We start from the raw sequence: 16,641 nt of genomic DNA on the forward strand, positions 1-16,641 counted from the left end.
TATTTGTAAAAAGAAGAAGCATCAGGCCGGTTCGAGCGACGCCTTGGCCTCGTCCAGCAGGCGTTTGGCCTCGGAGCCTTGCAGTTTCTGGATGTCGTCCTGGTACTTCAAGATCGCGCCCAATGTGTCGGAGATCACTTCGGGCGATAGGTCGATCACGTCCAAAGCCAGCAGGCACTTGGCCCAGTCGATGGTTTCGGCCACGCCCGGTTTCTTGAAGATGTCCTCGGTGCGCAGCCGCTGAACGAAGGCGACGATCTCGCGGCTGAGCGTCTCTGCCGCCTCTGGCGCGCGGGCGCGCAGGATTTCCACTTCGCGGTCGAATTGCGGGTAATCGACCCAATGGTAAAGACAGCGCCGCTTGAGCGCGTCATGCACTTCGCGCGTGCGGTTGGAGGTCAGGATCACGATCGGCGGCTCGGGGGCCTTGATGGTGCCCATCTCTGGAATCGTGACCTGAAAATCCGACAGCGCCTCAAGCAGAAACGCTTCGAACGGCTCATCGGTGCGGTCCAGCTCGTCGATGAGCAGGACGGGCGCACCGTTGGCGTCGGGGCGCATGGCCTCGAGCAAGGGGCGTTCGACCAGGAAATCCGGGCCGAAGAGTTCCCGCTGCAGCATCTCGCGGTCGGCATTGCCCGCCGCCTCGGCAGTGCGGATGGCGATCATCTGTGCCGGGAAATTCCATTCGTAGACTGCGCTAGAGGCATCCAGACCCTCGTAGCATTGCAGCCGGATCAACTTGCGCCCCAGCGATGCCGCCAGCGCCTTGGCGATCTCGGTCTTTCCCACACCCGCTTCGCCTTCAAGGAAAAGTGGTCGGCCCAGCTTCAGCGACAGGAACACCACCGTGGCAAGCGCGCGGCCGCAGACATAGCCGGTCTCTGCCAGCATGGATTGAACGGCGTCGATACTGTCTGGGGTTTGCATGGGGCGTGCTCCTTGTTCCGACGTTGCTGCCCGTGCGGGCCAGCGAGGTCAATAGCCCCATAGTCGCAGGATCACGGGCGATTTGACGGCTGCGGGCCCGCCTGACACTGTGCGCGCAACGACCTGAACCCTGGAAGCGCTTTCGTGAAAATCACCGTCGTTCTCTGTGTCCGCAACGAAGCGGCGTTTCTTCTGGATTGGCTGGCCTGGCACCGAAGCGTTGGAGTGACGGATTTTGTTGTCGTGTCGAACGAGTGCGCTGACGGCACGGACGACCTGCTGGACCGCCTCGCAGAACTGGGGTGCCTGACCCATATCCGAAACGCTCCGCCTTATGGCAAAGGCGGCATTCAGTTCTCTGGGCTGAAACTGGCGAACAAGGCCGAGGCCGTGCGCAAGGCAGATTGGCTTTTGACGCTGGATATCGACGAATTCGTGACGGTCCATGCCGGCGACGGCACCCTTCCCGACCTGATCCACGCGCTGCCCGAGGCGACGGCCATCACCCTGACATGGCGTGTGTTCGGAAACTGTGGCGTCGTGGAGTACGTCGATGATCCCGTTCCGGTGCAATTCACCCGTGCCGCGCCGCGCACCGTCGGATGGCCCTGGCGTCTGGCCATGTTCAAGACTCTGTACCGAAACGACAAAACCTATCGTGCGCTCGGTGTCCACCGGCCGCGCAACCCGGTCGAGGACAGGCTACCAAACGCGCGCTGGTACGATGGAGAGGGTCGCCGCCTTGGGTCGGAAATGGCCACGGGTCGGCTCTTTTCGGACTACACGCAAAACAATAACAAGCTGGTCCAGTTGAACCACTATCCGCTGGGGTCGATCGAAAGCTATGTCCTCAAATCGGATCGCGGGCGGGCGGTCCACAGCGCGGACAGCCTGGGACTGGACTACTGGGTCGAACGCAACCTGAACACTGACGAAGACCGCTCAGCTGCCGATCTCTGGCACCGCGCGCAACCCTTTCGGGACGCCTTTGCAGCTGACCCGGTTGTGGCAGAGCTTCACGCCAAGGCCGTTGACTGGCGCAAGGCAAAGCTCGAAGAGCTTTTGCGGCAGGATCGGTTCCGCGATCTCTACGGTCGCCTGCTGATGGCACAGCCCTCGCGCGCACTGTCGAAGCAGGACGCAGCCCGATTGACGCGGGCGGCACAAAGATCGCGCGACGCATCGCGGGTGACGGGCACGTAATCTTCATAGAGTTCACTGTATTTTGGCTAAATTATGCCTAAATCCAACTCTAGCTTTGCGTTCAACAAATGACCTGAAACCGGGCGTAGAGTTACGAGGACATGTCGATCATGCAGGATACATCGGATCCGTTTTCCATAACTTTGACCGATTTGCGCCCCGTCCAGTGGTTGCAGGCGATGAAAGCACATGGCGACTCCTACGGGTTTTTCGAACCGCTCGGGCGCGATCACAACGCGGTCTTCATCGAAGACGGAGACACGCTTCTCGTCACCTTCGAAACCCTGCCCGCCATTCAGGCCCTGTCCGAAACGGCACGCCCCATCGGATTTGATCTTGCACGCGAAAAAGGCTGGTCCTGTTTGTCGGTCATCAGCAATCGCGACACATGGTTCCGCGATCCCGGGATTTTCGGATTTTTCGACCAGATGACCGATGACGATTTCTTTGAGGATTTCGACCAAGTGATCTTCTACGGTGCCGGACCATGCGGCTACGCGGCCTGTGCGTTTTCGGTGGCCGCGCCGGGCGCGACCGTGATCGCGCTTGAACCGCAGGCCACTCTCGACCCGCGGGTGACCGAGTGGGACGACCGGTTCACAGACATGCGGCGGCTCGATTTCACGGACCGTTACGGCTATGCGCCCGACATGCTGGAAGCCTCGAAAGCGGCCTACGTGGTCTATGACCCGCAAGAGCCGCTGGATGCCATGCACGCGGCGCTGTTCGAACGCAACGGCACGAAACGCTTTCGCGCGCGCCATCTTGGCGGCGGTATGCAGGCCCATTTCGACCTGATGGGTGTTCTGTCGCCGCTGGTGCAAAGCGCCGCTGCAGGAACTCTGGATGATGAAGTCTTCGCCGCGCTTTATCGCAGGCGGCGCGACCATGTCGCCTACTGCAAGAAGCTGTTCAGCAAGGTCGAGGCACAGGGACGTCATTGCCTCGCCGAAGCCGTTTGCGCCTATATCTGCGAGAAATGGGGCGCGCCGCGCTACCGGCGCAAACTCAAGGCCATGCGTCAGGCCCGCACACACGATGAGGCGGCTGAGGCCTAGTCTCAATCAGCGGCGCGTGCTACGCCCGCGATATGACCAAGACGATCACGCTTCGCACCCCCGACGACTGGCACCTTCATTTGCGCGACGGCGATATGCTGCGCGCTGTAGCGCCTGAGACAGCCCGCCACTTCGCCCGCGCCATCATCATGCCCAACCTCGTGCCGCCGGTGGTTACAGGGCGTGATGCTGCCGCGTATCGCGACCGGATTCTGAACGCCCTGCCCGCCGGGTCGACCTTTGACCCGCTGATGACGCTCTACCTAACCGAAGACACCGATCCGGACGATCTGGAAGCGGCGCATAAAGACGGGCTTGTGACAGCGGTGAAGCTTTATCCCGCTGGCGCGACAACCAATTCTGCGAGCGGCGTGCGTGACTTCGACAAGGTGCGGCCGGTGTTGGAACGGATGGCCGAAATCGGCTGCCCGCTCTGCGTGCATGGCGAAGTGACGGACAGCGATATCGACATCTTCGATCGGGAAGCCGTGTTCATTGAACGTGTGCTCGATCCGATCCGTCGTGGGACACCGGGCTTGCGTGTCGTTATGGAGCACATCACGACCATGCAAGGCGTGGAATACGCGTCAGAGAGTGGTCCCGACCTTGGCGCGACGATCACCACGCATCACCTCGTCATCAATCGCAACCATATCCTCGCCGGTGGAATCAAACCGCACTATTACTGTCTGCCGGTCGCCAAGCGCGAAGAACACCGGCTCGCTTTGCGCAAAGCGGCAACGAGCGGCGACCCGAGCTTCTTTCTTGGCACCGATAGCGCGCCGCACACGGATGCGAACAAGCTTTTGCCCTGCGGCTGCGCCGGATGTTTCACCGCAACCAACACCCTGTCGATCCTCGCCGAAGTGTTCGAGCAGGAAGACGCGCTGCACCATCTTGAGGCCTTCACATCTCTGAATGGCCCGAAATTCTACAGACTGCCGGTGAATGACGGCCAGATCACCCTGACCAAGGGAGACCCGGTCGCCTATCCCCCTCAGATCGAGACGACAGACGGCCCGGTCACCGTCTTCGACCCACAAATGCCGCTGCACTGGTGGGTCGAAACCGACTGACCTGACGGGGTCTCAGCGCTCCAACTCTTACGCCTGCGATGGATGAAACTGGCGCTTTGGCCGGGTTTTGACGTGCGGCCGCACGCTACCTAAGCGGCCGCGCGCCATTGTTTCAGTGTGCTTTCCAAACGCGAACCGCAATCAACTCATTGCTTTTACTTGAAAAAGACCGCGAATACGGCAGTTCACCTGCAAAACGAATAGTGTAAACTAAAGCTTACATTTGATTGTGTCAGATTAATGTGACAATATTTCGCATAGAAATTAGAATCTGGACGCCGGTGGTTGTTGGAGCGCTCGCCGGAGGTCTTGGGCCTGGTTCAGCCAACGGGTCCCCCATTTCAGCGCTCCGTGACCAATTGCAATCATCCTGAGGAGGATCCACCCATGGTTACTGATGACGAAGACAAGGTTTGGCCCACCGGTCTGACCCTGAAGGAAGCTGAGGAAGTTCACAGCTATCTCATCGACGGCACCCGAGTATTTGGTGCCATCGCTCTTGTGGCGCATTTTCTCGTCGCCGCTGCCACACCCTGGCTCGGATAACGGAGGCCCACCATGAATAACGCAAAAATGTGGTTGGTCGTCCCCCCCGCAGTGGGTGTTCCGGTCTTCCTGGGTGCCGTTGCCGTTGGCTCGTTCGCAGTACACGTGGCCGTTCTCAGCAACACGTCCTGGGTGTCCGATTTCCTCTCAGGTCAGGAACTTGGCTCAGGCGACATGGAAGCCGCAGCACGGATTGCGCCCGAGGCCAACACGGCCAAGGCGAGCTACGCCGTGGAACGCGCGGATGGAAGCCTCGAAGTGACGATCATCCTTCCGGATGGCAGATCGACGACGGCGCTCATTCAAGCGCCACCCTTGCAGCCAGAGTTATAACGCTTTTCGCAGGCCCAGTCGTTTCGAGTCGGGCCTGCGTTTTCCTTTTTCCGATTGAGCCCCGTCGCTGGGTGCTCGGTGACCCCTGATAAGGTGACCCGAATGCTCGACTTCCGCCGCATCGTTCTGCACCGCATCGCGACCGTTGGTCCGCGCTATTTCCCATTTGCCGATGTGGCAAGCAAGAACGTGCCGCTGTCCCGCCTCCTGCGTCTGGCGCTGTTTCAGGTCACCGTCGGCATGGCGCTGGTGCTTCTTGTAGGCACGTTGAACCGTGTGATGATTGTCGAACTCGCGGTCCCGGCGGGCCTTGTCGGTTCGATGCTGGCCTTGCCCATCGTCTTTGCCCCGTTCCGCGCGCTGATCGGTTTCAAATCCGACACTTACAAATCCGCGCTCGGTTTGCGCCGCCTGCCTTACATCTGGAAAGGCACGCTGTACCAGTTCGGCGGTTTTGCCATCATGCCTTTCGCGCTGCTCGTCCTGTCGGGCTACGGCGAGTCCTACGACGCCCCGAGATGGGTGGGCTACAGTTCTGCCGCGCTGGCCTTTCTGTTGGTCGGTGCGGGTGTGCATATTGTCCAAACCGTCGGTTTGGCTCTGGCAACCGACCTTGTGAAAGAGGCGGACCAGCCCAAGGTCGTGGGCCTGATGTATGTCATGCTTCTTTTCGGCATGGTGGTCAGCGCGATCGTTTTCGGGATGCTTCTTGAAAACTACTCGCCCGGCCGCCTGATCCAGGTGATCCAGGGCGCCGCCGTCGTGACCGTCGCACTTAACTTCATCGCCATGTGGAAACAGGAAGCGCGCGACCGGGTGCGCGCCCGCGCGATGGAAGCTGCGCCGGACATCGCCTTCGGCGATGCATGGGCCAAACTGATGGAACACCGGGGAATGCTCCGGCTGTTGCTTGTTATCGGCTTGGGAACCTTCGGCTTCGGCATGGCCGATGTGCTTCTGGAACCCTACGGGGGTGAAGCGCTTGGCCTGTCGGTGGCCAGCACGACAAAACTCACTGCCCTTCTTGCCGGTGGTACGCTTCTTGGCTTCGGCGTCGCATCGCGCGTCCTTGGCCGAGGCACTCCGCCATCGGCCCTGTCGCTCAGCGGTGCGCTGATCGGCATACCCGGTTTTGTCAGCATCATCTTCTCGGCCTATGGCGGCGGCACCACAGCCTTTCTAGCCGGCACCTTGATGATCGGCATCGGTGCCGGACTGTTCGGTCATTCGACCCTCACCGCTACGATGCGCGCCGCACCGAAAGACAATGTCGGCCTCGCGCTTGGTGCGTGGGGCAGTGTTCAGGCGACCGCGGCCGGTGTCGGCATGGCGCTGGCCGGATGGGTCCGCGATCTTATCATCGCCCTGCGCCCTGAAGGTGGGTTGGCGGTCGAAACGCCCTATCTGGCCGTGTTCTCAATAGAAATGGTCTTCCTCGCCCTGGCCGTTCTGATCACCCTTCCGCTCGTCACCCGCAGCACCCATTCAAACACGACGCGATCCGCACCCAACGCGCAATCCAGCCCAGTGGAGGCCCCATGACAACGATCATCACGAGGTATTTCGAAAACGCGGATCACGCGCGATCTGTTGAGCATGACTTGATTTATGACCACCAGGTCTCTCCGAGGATCATCAGTATCTACGACAACGCCGATGGGCTGGCCGATCGGCTGATCGCGGCGAACGTCCTGCCCGATACCGCGCAGGCGTACCAGGACAGGATGACCAAAGGTGGCGCGATCCTTTTGGTCCGCGCTGGGTACAAACCGCTCGGCGTAGCCAAGATCACCCGTCGCGTCGCAGATGAAGGCGGCGCTGCCGACATGGGATCTCTGGACGAATCCGTGTTCTTCAAAGACGAACGGAAACGCAGTCTGAGCGTCCTGACCGAGCATCCTTACATGCTGTCGCGGATGCGCAGCAGCAAAAGCAAGACCTACCATATGGCCGACTGGCCGATCCCGCTCATCAGCCGCCGCAAGCCGGCCGACGCCTTTGCGTTTCCCCGTCATGCCCGAATGGCTAATTTCCCAATCCCTCTGATCAGCAAACGCAAACCATCCGACGCCTTCGCCTTTCCACGCCACGCGCGAATGGCAAACTTTCCGATCCCTCTGATCAGCAAACGGAAGCCTTACGACAAGTTCGCCTTTCCACGGCACGCGCGGATGGCAAACTTTCCGATCCCGCTGATCAGCAAACGAAAGCCATACGACAAATTCGCCTTTCCGCGCCACATGCGCATGGCAAATTGGCCCTTCCCGCATCTGATCGACGGCGAAACGGGCACCAACGCCATTGTTCCCGGCCACCCGCATATGGCGAATTTTCCGATCCCCCTGCTGAGCGACCGGAAGCCATATGACAAATTCGCCTTCCCCCGCCACGCGCGAATGGCAAACCTGCTGATCCCGTTGATCAGCCGCCGCAAGCCGGTCACCAAATCGATCATCCCGCGCCATGCGCGCATGGCCGATGCCATTCTGCCGTTGGTGATCCGCCGGTCCGAGACGCGAAAATCCGACGGCGGACAAGGGTTTTCCTTCTCCAAATGGCTCGGCATGCCGACGATCAAGCGTCGCTGACCACGAACCAATGACACACATAGACCACCCAGGCTGACACGCTCGGCTGGCCTGTGCCGTTCCATACGTCACACGGCGTCGAAACCGCCCAAAAGGCGCGCAACCCTGTGTCTGCTGCGCAGCAGCTGCGACAATCTCTACGACTTTGGTCGTATAAGCCCTATTCTGATCTCGGGAGGATCAGAGCGAGAGGGCCTCCCGATGGAGATATTGATCGACGCGCTGCTCGATTGGATTGCGGATCACAGCGACTATGTCACCGAAGACCTGCCACACCCCGTGGTGCTGCAACTGACCCCCGAAGAGCTGACCACCGAGTATTACACCGGTGTTGCGCATCTCATGCCAGAAGATGGCGTTGATGAGCGGCTGAACGCGCTCTACGCGGCGACCGATGGCGCATACGGGACGATCTACTTGCGTGCCGCCGCAGGGTTCGATGAATCGGAGCATTTCGAAGATCCGACCGAAAACCCGCTCTGGCGTGAAGTTCTGCTGCACGAGCTGGTGCATCATGTGCAGTGGCAAAGCGGAGAGGCCCAGACATGGCACTGCCCGGCACAAGGGGAACGCGTCGCGTATCATCTGGGTGGGATCTACCTCGCTGAATCACACGTGTGGGACCCGATGGGCAATCGGGCGTTCTGGGCACACATGTATTCGCGCTGCTGACACTTCAAACTGCGCGCAGGATGGCGTAATGCGGCCTCACACCGTTTCAGGAGGCGCGCCATGATCCCGACATCCTATCCGCCAAAAGACGAAATCGCCCGCCTGACAGCCCGGATGCTGCTTGAAATTGGCGCGGTGAACTTTCGGCCGGACGATCCGTTCATCCTCGCGTCCGGCAAGCCTTCGCCCACCTATATCGACTGCCGCAAACTGATCTCCTTTCCGCGCATCCGTTCAACGCTGATGGATTTCCTGACGGTGACCGTCATGCGCGACGCCGGGTTCGAAGCGTTCGACAATATCGCCGGTGGTGAGACGGCAGGCATCCCCTTTGCGGCACTGGTCGCGGAACGCATGGCCTTGCCCATGACCTATGTGCGCAAGAAACCCAAGGGCTACGGCCGCAACGCCCGCATCGAAGGCGCCATGTCCGAAGGCGAGCGTGTGTTGCTCGTGGAAGATCTGACAACCGACGGTGGATCGAAACTCAGCTTCGTCGACGCGATCCGGGACACCGGCGCGACCTGCAGCCACACGGCGGTGATCTTCTATTACGATATCTTCCCCGAAACCGAAAAGACCCTTGGCGATCATGGGGTGACACTGCATCACCTCTGCACGTGGTGGGATGTTCTGGCCGAGGCACGCGCGCAAGCAGCGTTTGACGAGGACACTTTGACCGAGGTCGAAACGTTCCTCAAAGCGCCCCGAGCCTGGCAGGACGCGCGGGCGTAACCTCGCTGAGCACCTGACACCCAAGGGTCTGACGCAACGCGCCGATCAGATCGTCCAGCGTTTCGGTGTGCACATACATCCCCCCGGTGCGATCCGCGAGGCACCGGGCGACAGGTTCGATCATCATGTTTTGCGGCTGGTCCGGCCAGTTGAAGTGTTCGCCCCGCACACGAAATCCGATCACATGGACGGTCAGATCCGCCCCCGCCGCAAGGTCTGCCGCCAATTGGCAAGGCGACCCGCCGCAGGTTTCCTTGCCATCGGTGACAAGCACGATTTCTCCGGGCTTGTGTTCGTAATCCAGCACCCGCGCCGCTTCGGCAATGGCTTCGGTCAGCGGGGTCTCGCCCGCCGGATGAAGACGGTCGATCTCGGCAATGATCCGGTCAGCCGCATCCGGTTCTGGAGGGAAGCGCACAACAACACTGGAACAGCTTTCCTGCCGCCCGAACCCGTAAGTCACAAGACCCATCCGCCGTACCGGCGCAACCTGGGGCATGACAGTGCGCACGGCGCGGCGCGCGTCGAAAATGCGCGGTTCGTCCATCAGGTTGAACCCCATCTCGGCCATCGATCCCGACCCATCGAACACCACCATCGCGTCGCGGGTGCAGGTCTCCTGCGCTGCGACCGGCGTGATCGCCACACCAAGAGCCGTGACGCCACTCAGAATCGATTTCGCAGTTTTTGACGTCGCCCACATGCAGGTCAGCTTCGCACGCGCCTGTGTCGTCTGTAAACGAATTCTCAAACCACGCACTGGCGACTTGCTGCGTGTCTCTTGTGTCACAGCGAAGCGCCCATTCCACAATATGTTGACGAATGGCGTCTTCGCAGCGCAAGATGCACCCTCAGCAGACGCTCACAGCTTTTCCACAGGATATACATTTTGCGCTTCCAGCGACGCATCGCTACGCAAGGCCCGGGATCAACGGGGGTAACGAAATGAACGAAATCACTGCATTCAATCCGACGGGCGCAGAGATCCAGAACCCCGAAACAATGCCCCATTCAATCGAGGCAGAGCAGCAGCTTCTGGGCGCGATTCTGACCAACAACGACGTCTTCGACCGTGTCGCGTCGATCATCGGGCCGCAGCATTTCTATGATCCCGTTCACGCGCGAATCTTCGACATCGCCGCAGCGCGCATCGCCAAGAACAACCTCGCCTCGCCCGTCACGCTCAAAGCGTTCATGGAAGATGACGAGGGCTTGAAGGAACTGGGTGGACCGGCCTACCTTGCCCGGCTGGCGGGTGCCGCTATCAGCTCATTCGCAGTCCGCGACTACGCGCAGATGATCTACGACCTCGCCGTGCGCCGCGACCTTATCGGCCTTGGCCGGGATATCAGCTCCAAGGCTGCCAAGGTGGATGTCGCGTCCGAACCACGCGAACAGATCGTAGAGGCCGAACAGGCGCTTTACAAGCTCGCCGAGCAGGGCCGTAGCGAAAGCGGATTTCAAAGCTTCCTCAAGGCGGTAACGGACGCAGTTAATGTCGCCAACGCCGCCTATCAGCGCGAGGGTGGTCTGGCCGGCATCTCTACTGGCCTCATGGATATGGATCGCAAGCTGGGTGGTCTGCATAAGTCCGACCTGCTGATCCTTGCCGGACGTCCGTCCATGGGCAAAACCTCCCTCGCCACCAACGTCGCTTTCAACATCGCCAAAGCCTACCGCAAAGGCACCCGGCCCGATGGGACTGAAGGCACGGTCGAAGGCGGTGTCGTTGGCTTCTATTCCCTCGAAATGAGCGCCGAGCAGTTGGCCGCGCGGATTCTGTCAGAAGCGGCCGAAGTGCCGTCGGAACAGATCCGCCGCGGCGACATGACCGAAGCCGAGTTCCGCCGCTTCGTGGACGCCGCGAAATCGCTCGAAGCCTGTCCGCTCTACATCGACGACACACCGGCCCTGCCGATCAGCCAGTTGGCCGCACGGGCCCGTCGGTTGAAACGGACGCATGGGTTGGACGTTCTGATCGTGGATTATCTCCAGCTTGTGCGCCCGGCATCGGCCAAAGACAGCCGCGTGAACGAGGTGTCGGAGATCACCCAAGGCCTGAAAGCCATCGCGAAGGAACTCGATATCCCGGTCATCGCCCTGTCCCAGCTGTCGCGTCAGGTGGAAAGCCGCGAGGACAAGCGCCCGCAGCTCTCGGACCTGCGCGAATCCGGTTCCATTGAACAGGACGCGGATGTCGTGATGTTCGTGTTCCGCGAGGAGTATTATAAAGAGCGGGAAAAACCCGGCGATCACGACCTCGAAAAAATGGCCGCGTGGCAGGAAGAGATGGAACGCCTCCACGGCAAAGCCGAGGTCATCATCGGCAAACAACGCCACGGGCCCATTGGCACGGTCGAGCTGAGCTTCGAGGGTCGCTTCACCCGCTTTGGCAACCTGATCAAACCGTGGCAGCAGGGCGCGGAAGACATGTGATGTAGCCATCGTCGGCGAGGTACAGCACATTTCCGTCTTGACCCACCGCCCAGACCTGCCAAACACCCGCGCATGGCACAGGCTCAACTGACAATCGACCTTGGCGCGATCCGCGCGAACTGGCGCGCTCTGGCCGCAATGAACGCTGCCGAAACCGCGGCCGTGGTCAAGGCCGATGCTTATGGTCTGGGCGCGGACCGCGTGTCCAAGGCCCTGGCCAAGGCTGGCGCACGGACGTTCTTTGTGGCGCAAGCCGAAGAAGGCGTACTCGTTCGCGAGTCGCTTGGTGACGGTCCGACCATCGGTATCTTCGGGGGTCACATGGAAGGTGACGCGCCCCTGATCCGTGACGCCAATCTGACTCCGATGATCAATTCCATCGACCAGATGCTGCGCCACGTGGAGTCCCTGCCCGGCCATCCGTTCGGCATCCAACTCGACACCGGGATGAACCGTCTCGGTATGGAGGCGGGCGAATGGGCGGCGTTGCGCGAGATTGCACTGAGCCAGAACCCCTTTCTTGTCATGAGCCATCTCGCCTGTGCGGATGAACCGACGCACGGCATGAACGAATTTCAATTGCAGAACTTCCTGCAGATGACTGATGGGATCAAGGCTCAGCGATCCCTTTCCGCCACTGGTGGAACACTCCTGGGAGAACACTACCACTTTGACATGACGCGCCCCGGCATCGGGCTTTATGGCGGCCTGCCATTCGTCGATGCGCAACCTGTTGCGTCGCTGTCGATCCCCGTCATTCAGGTCCGCGAGGTCAACCCAGGCGAGTCCGTGGGCTACGGAAACAGTTGGGTGGCGCGCGTGCCCAGCCGGATCGCAACGATTTCCGCAGGGTACGCTGACGGCATCATCCGCGCGATGGGCCCGAAAGCGCATGTCTGGGCCAATGAAACCCGCTGCAAGATCGTCGGCCGCATTTCCATGGACCTGATCGGCGTGGATGTCGGCCCGGTGAAGGACTTGCCCGACACGGTAGAGCTTTTGGGCCAACATCAGTCTGTCGACACAGTGGCAGACGCAGCCGGAACGATCGGGTACGAAATTCTGACGTCCCTGGGACACCGCTACGCCCGCACGTATGTCGGCGGATGATCCGGGCGGGGAAATGAGCTTTTTCGAACCCTCCCCCGTGCTGCTGGCACTCATCTTTGTCCAACGCTTGGTTTACTTCGAGGTCTTGGCGCTTCTTGCTCTGCTCCGTCTGATCGTCGGCCGCGGCGCAGCGAGGCTTCCGGCCTTCTTGACATTGACGATATGCGCCGTCGCCATCTTCACGACCTTCGCCCCTGCCCTGAACTTGCAGAGCGTGCCGTTCTACGGGGATGCCGCACGCCTTCTGGCAACCGGCGGCGGCGCGGCCTTGCCTCTTGCGACCTCCGGAGTATTTGCACTCTGCTTTCTGTTTCAGCAAAGGCGCTGGCGATGGATCGATCTTCTTCACCTGCTGGGTGTCCTCGCCTTTGTTGGCCTCTGGGCGATCACGCGGGTGTAAAGAATGGCTTGGTTGAAATGGATCAACCTCGCGCTTCTTGTCCTGTACCCGGTGTCCTGGGCAGCGCCCTTGATGCGTGCGGGGCTGCTGCCACTATTCGGTTTGAGTGAGATCAGCGTGCTGACAGGTCTTCAAGCCTTGTGGTCAACCGATATCCTTCTGGCGCTGATTGTCACCGTGTTTGCGCTCTTCGCGCCATACGTGAAGACCATCGGACTGGCCTTGGTTCAGTTCGATTTTCTCAAGCGCACGGCCCTGCCGGTGCTGAGCGTTTTGGGCAAACTGGCCATGGCGGATATCTTTCTCATCGCACTCTACATCACGATCGTGAAAGGCATTGGGATTGGCCGTATCGAGACCGCCTGGGGCCTGTATCTTTTCACCGCCTGCATCCTTGCCTCACTGCTGATCAGCCTTGCTGAAATGGGCCAAACGCGGGATTGATCCAAAAGACGAAACAGTTTCGTTTTCCGCGCCCCATTGTTCACAAATCCGCTAACAGTCCAAAAAATCGTTAAAAAACAGTATGTCGTTGCGGCGCTTCGGCATAAACTTGCCGATGTTGCCAACTAGTATGATGGTTTCTGGGGGTTAAAATGATTGGGGCTGTGCGTTCGTTCGCGTTCGCCACGTCGTGGCTGATGCAACGATTGATGTTCGCGTGTGTTGCCACGCTTGGGCTTGGGTCTCTCGCCTACACAATTGCTTGCGCGATGGGTCACGCGCCGTGGCTAGAGATGACCGCAACATTTGGGGGTATGATCTATCCACAGGCCGGACCGGTGGTACAGATCGGTGTCACTGCGCTATTGCTGGGCATCTGCTTTTTCCTGCCGTCCAACGCCCGGATCATGGCGCTCGAGAACTCACACCGCCGGTTCCAGATCGCGATGGAGGACGTGGCCCGTGCCTATCGTCTGTCGCATGCGGCCGATCGCGAAGGCGTGTTCAAGATGCGCTCCGAATTTGATTCGGTCCGCGAACGCATCGCTTATCTGCGCGATCACCCGGATCTGGCGGAATTGGAGCCCTCCGTACTCGAAGTCGCCAGCCAGATGAGCCACGTGTCCAAAGACCTGGCGAAGACTTACTCGGACAGCAGCGTCAACCGCGCCCGCGACTTCCTCATCCAACGCCAGCAGGAAATCGAAGATTTCAACGACCGCCTTGATGCCGCAAAGGCTACTGCAGCAGAAATGCGCGTCTGGGTGGACAAAATCGAGCTCGAAGAATCGGTGGCACAAGCGCAATTGACCCGCTTGAACGAAGAGCTTGCGGACATCCTTCCCGAACTGCACAGCAGCGAGGACGCACCGCTTATCCCACCCCGAAAAGCGCCACATGACGCGCAAGCGACCACGAACGATTGGGACGAGGCCCCTGATTTCACCGACAAGGACGGCAATCGCATCGTTGCCCTTCTGGCGCGGCGCGCCGCCGAATAACACACCGTCCGATCCTGTGGCTTGCAGGCCCTGCCCCCTTGCTCCAAAAGCGGCGGCATGGCTAAACCGACGACTTCCTTTGTTTGCCAATCCTGCGGCAACAGCACGACCAAATGGTCAGGGCGGTGCGATGCGTGTGGGGAATGGAATTCCATCGTTGAAGAAGCCCCGCTGTCGGCCGGACCCTCAGCGAAATCGCTAGGGGCCACCAAAGGCCGTGCACTCGCGCTAAGCGCGCTGTCCGGGACCGAAGCGCCGCCACCGCGCACCACGTCTCATCTTGCCGAACTCGACCGGGTTTTGGGCGGCGGGCTTGTTCCGGCGTCCGCCCTGCTTGTCGGTGGCGATCCGGGGATCGGCAAATCGACGCTGCTTTTGCAAGCCGCCGCCGCCTTTGCCCAGTCCGGGCTGAAGGTGGTCTACATCTCCGGCGAAGAGGCCAGCGCTCAGGTCAGGATGCGCGCCGCGCGCCTTGGCCTTCGGGACGCGCCGGTGAAACTCGCTACGGAAACAAACCTGCGCGATATCCTGACCACTCTGGAAGCCGAAAAGCCCGATCTTGCGGTCATCGACTCGATCCAGACCATGTGGGTGGACAATGTGACCTCGGCCCCCGGCAGCGTGGCCCAGGTGCGCGCCGCGGCGCATGAGCTGACCAGCTTTGCCAAACGACGGGGCACATCCGTGATCCTGGTAGGCCATGTGACCAAGGACGGCCAGATCGCCGGACCACGGGTTGTCGAGCACATGGTCGATACAGTCCTGTATTTCGAGGGCGAGCGCGGACACCAGTTTCGCATCCTACGCGCGGTGAAGAATCGTTTCGGTCCTGCTGACGAGATCGGCGTGTTCGAAATGACGGGCACTGGCCTCGCGGAAGTGGCGAACCCCTCGGCGCTGTTTCTTTCCGAACGCGGCGACCCGACGCCGGGATCGGCGGTGTTTGCGGGCATCGAAGGCACCCGCCCGGTGCTGGTCGAGTTTCAGGCTCTCGTCGCGCCGACACCGCATAGCCAGCCGCGCCGCAGCGTCGTCGGATGGGACGGCGGGCGGCTGGCGATGATACTTGCCGTGCTCGAAGCGCGCTGTGGCATCCCCTTCGCCGGGCTGGACGTCTATCTGAATGTCGCAGGCGGCATGAAAGTGAGCGAACCCGCGGCCGACCTCGCCGTCGCGGCTGCCCTTCTCAGCGCGCGCGAAGACGTTGCTCTGCCGCCGGAAACGGTGGTCTTCGGCGAAATCAGCCTGTCCGGAGCACTTCGCCCGGTGGGTCAGACCGAAAATCGGTTGAAAGAGGCGCAAAAACTTGGTTTTACCGCCGCGATTGTACCAAAGGGTGGCAAATCAGTGCCGACCGGCGGAATTAAAGCCACCGAGATTGACGCGTTGGCAAGCTTTGTAGGGGATGTCTTCGGAGCCGGGTAAGGCACGACAGGCAATAGAAGGGCAGTGACGGATGGAAGGTTTTACCATTATCGACGGGGTGGTCGCCGCCATCATCGTTCTGTCGGCCCTTTTGGCCTATTCCCGTGGCCTCGTGCGCGAAGGCATGGCGATCCTCGGCTGGGTCGCGGCGGCGATCCTCGGCTTCATGTTCGGCCCGCAGCTGCGTCCGTTGATGACGGAAATCCCGGTCCTCGGCGAATTCATGACCGGCAGCTGCGAACTCAGTGTCATTGGCGGGTTCGCAGCCGTGTTCACCATCGCCCTTGTGATCATGTCCTTTTTCACACCGCTCTTTTCGACGCTGGTGCAACGTTCGGCCCTCGGCGGTCTGGATCAGGCTTTGGGCTTCCTCTTCGGCGTGGCGCGGGGCGTCCTCCTCGTCGCGGTCGGCTTCTTTGTCTATGAGGTCGTCATCACCGCGCAGGACATCGCCATGATCAACGACAGCCGCTCTGCGGTGGTGTTTGGGCGCATGACCGGCCAGATCGAGGATCAGAACCCCGAACAGGCCCTTGGCTGGATCACCGCACAATACGAAGCTCTCGTGAGCGTCTGCGAAGCGCCTGCCGGCGACGACGCGTGATCGAAACACCGCTTTGCCTGCACGGCAATGTCGCGGTTTCATGATCCTTTCGTGACAGTCGGCGCCGTGGCGCTTATGAG

At 60.6% G+C, this 16,641-nt stretch carries 18 protein-coding genes; 16 read left to right on the plus strand and 2 right to left on the minus strand.

What is annotated here, in order from left to right; genetic code table 11:
• Positions 1-21: 21 nt before the first annotated feature.
• Positions 22-930: an AAA family ATPase gene (locus BUA42_RS14215; protein WP_072778871.1), complete on the minus strand. Its 909-nt coding sequence runs from the start codon at positions 928-930 to the stop codon at positions 22-24.
• A gap of 144 nt (positions 931-1,074) precedes the next feature.
• Between BUA42_RS14215 and BUA42_RS14220 the strand changes: the two genes are divergently transcribed.
• From BUA42_RS14220 to BUA42_RS14260, 9 genes are all read left to right on the plus strand, one after another.
• Positions 1,075-2,133, plus strand: a complete 1,059-nt coding sequence (locus tag BUA42_RS14220; RefSeq protein ID WP_072778876.1) for a glycosyltransferase family 2 protein — start codon at positions 1,075-1,077, stop codon at positions 2,131-2,133.
• Positions 2,134-2,243: 110 nt separating this feature from the next.
• Positions 2,244-3,191, plus strand: coding sequence for a phosphoadenosine phosphosulfate reductase (locus BUA42_RS14225; RefSeq protein WP_143152706.1), 948 nt, complete (start codon positions 2,244-2,246; stop codon positions 3,189-3,191).
• Positions 3,192-3,223: 32 nt separating this feature from the next.
• On the plus strand, positions 3,224-4,267 hold the full coding sequence (gene pyrC / locus BUA42_RS14230; RefSeq protein ID WP_072778878.1) for a dihydroorotase: 1,044 nt from the start codon (positions 3,224-3,226) through the stop codon (positions 4,265-4,267).
• Positions 4,268-4,654: 387 nt separating this feature from the next.
• On the plus strand, positions 4,655-4,813 hold the full coding sequence (gene pufB, locus BUA42_RS14235; RefSeq protein ID WP_072778883.1) for a light-harvesting antenna LH1, beta subunit: 159 nt from the start codon (positions 4,655-4,657) through the stop codon (positions 4,811-4,813).
• A 12-nt stretch (positions 4,814-4,825) separates the two neighbouring features.
• Entirely contained in the window at positions 4,826-5,146 is a 321-nt protein-coding gene (locus BUA42_RS14240; RefSeq protein ID WP_072778884.1) for a light-harvesting protein, read from the plus strand.
• A 102-nt stretch (positions 5,147-5,248) separates the two neighbouring features.
• The gene (locus tag BUA42_RS14245) at positions 5,249-6,688 is read left to right on the plus strand and encodes a PucC family protein (RefSeq protein WP_084066240.1); all 1,440 of its coding nucleotides are present in this window, start codon (positions 5,249-5,251) and stop codon (positions 6,686-6,688) included.
• Complete coding sequence (locus BUA42_RS14250) at positions 6,685-7,734, plus strand: PucR family transcriptional regulator (RefSeq protein WP_072778886.1); 1,050 nt, start codon at positions 6,685-6,687, stop codon at positions 7,732-7,734. Before BUA42_RS14245 ends, BUA42_RS14250 begins: the two co-directional genes overlap by 4 nt.
• 201 nt (positions 7,735-7,935) lie before the next feature.
• A complete protein-coding gene (locus BUA42_RS14255) occupies positions 7,936-8,406 on the plus strand; it encodes a hypothetical protein (protein ID WP_072778888.1) in 471 nt (156 codons plus the stop codon).
• Positions 8,407-8,466: 60 nt separating this feature from the next.
• On the plus strand, positions 8,467-9,141 hold the full coding sequence (locus BUA42_RS14260) for an orotate phosphoribosyltransferase (RefSeq protein WP_072778889.1): 675 nt from the start codon (positions 8,467-8,469) through the stop codon (positions 9,139-9,141).
• Here the strand turns inward: BUA42_RS14260 and BUA42_RS14265 are convergent.
• Positions 9,104-9,844, minus strand: a complete 741-nt coding sequence (locus tag BUA42_RS14265) for a vWA domain-containing protein (protein WP_072778891.1) — start codon at positions 9,842-9,844, stop codon at positions 9,104-9,106. The genes BUA42_RS14260 and BUA42_RS14265 overlap by 38 nt on opposite strands.
• A gap of 242 nt (positions 9,845-10,086) precedes the next feature.
• Here BUA42_RS14265 and BUA42_RS14270 point away from each other — a divergent pair, with 242 nt between their 5' ends.
• From BUA42_RS14270 to BUA42_RS14300, 7 genes are all read left to right on the plus strand, one after another.
• Positions 10,087-11,577, plus strand: a complete 1,491-nt coding sequence (locus BUA42_RS14270; RefSeq protein WP_072779338.1) for a replicative DNA helicase — start codon at positions 10,087-10,089, stop codon at positions 11,575-11,577.
• A 72-nt stretch (positions 11,578-11,649) separates the two neighbouring features.
• Positions 11,650-12,687 carry an alanine racemase gene (gene alr / locus BUA42_RS14275; protein WP_072778892.1) on the plus strand — a complete coding sequence of 346 codons (1,038 nt, stop codon included), beginning with the start codon at positions 11,650-11,652 and terminating at the stop codon, positions 12,685-12,687.
• Positions 12,674-13,087 (plus strand): hypothetical protein, encoded by a 414-nt coding sequence (locus BUA42_RS14280; protein ID WP_072778894.1) that lies wholly within the window; start codon positions 12,674-12,676, stop codon positions 13,085-13,087. Before alr ends, BUA42_RS14280 begins: the two co-directional genes overlap by 14 nt.
• A 3-nt stretch (positions 13,088-13,090) precedes the next feature.
• Positions 13,091-13,531, plus strand: a complete 441-nt coding sequence (locus BUA42_RS14285; RefSeq protein WP_072778895.1) for a paraquat-inducible protein A — start codon at positions 13,091-13,093, stop codon at positions 13,529-13,531.
• Between the two features lie 197 nt (positions 13,532-13,728).
• Entirely contained in the window at positions 13,729-14,532 is an 804-nt protein-coding gene (locus BUA42_RS14290) for a DNA repair protein (protein ID WP_245819021.1), read from the plus strand.
• Between the two features lie 57 nt (positions 14,533-14,589).
• Positions 14,590-15,957 (plus strand): DNA repair protein RadA, encoded by a 1,368-nt coding sequence (radA, locus tag BUA42_RS14295; protein WP_072778897.1) that lies wholly within the window; start codon positions 14,590-14,592, stop codon positions 15,955-15,957.
• Positions 15,958-15,988: 31 nt separating this feature from the next.
• A complete protein-coding gene (locus BUA42_RS14300) occupies positions 15,989-16,561 on the plus strand; it encodes a CvpA family protein (RefSeq protein WP_072778898.1) in 573 nt (190 codons plus the stop codon).
• Positions 16,562-16,641: the final 80 nt, after the last annotated feature.

Origin of the sequence: Marivita hallyeonensis, assembly GCF_900129875.1 — a bacterium.
GTDB classification, from domain to species: domain Bacteria; phylum Pseudomonadota; class Alphaproteobacteria; order Rhodobacterales; family Rhodobacteraceae; genus Marivita; species Marivita hallyeonensis.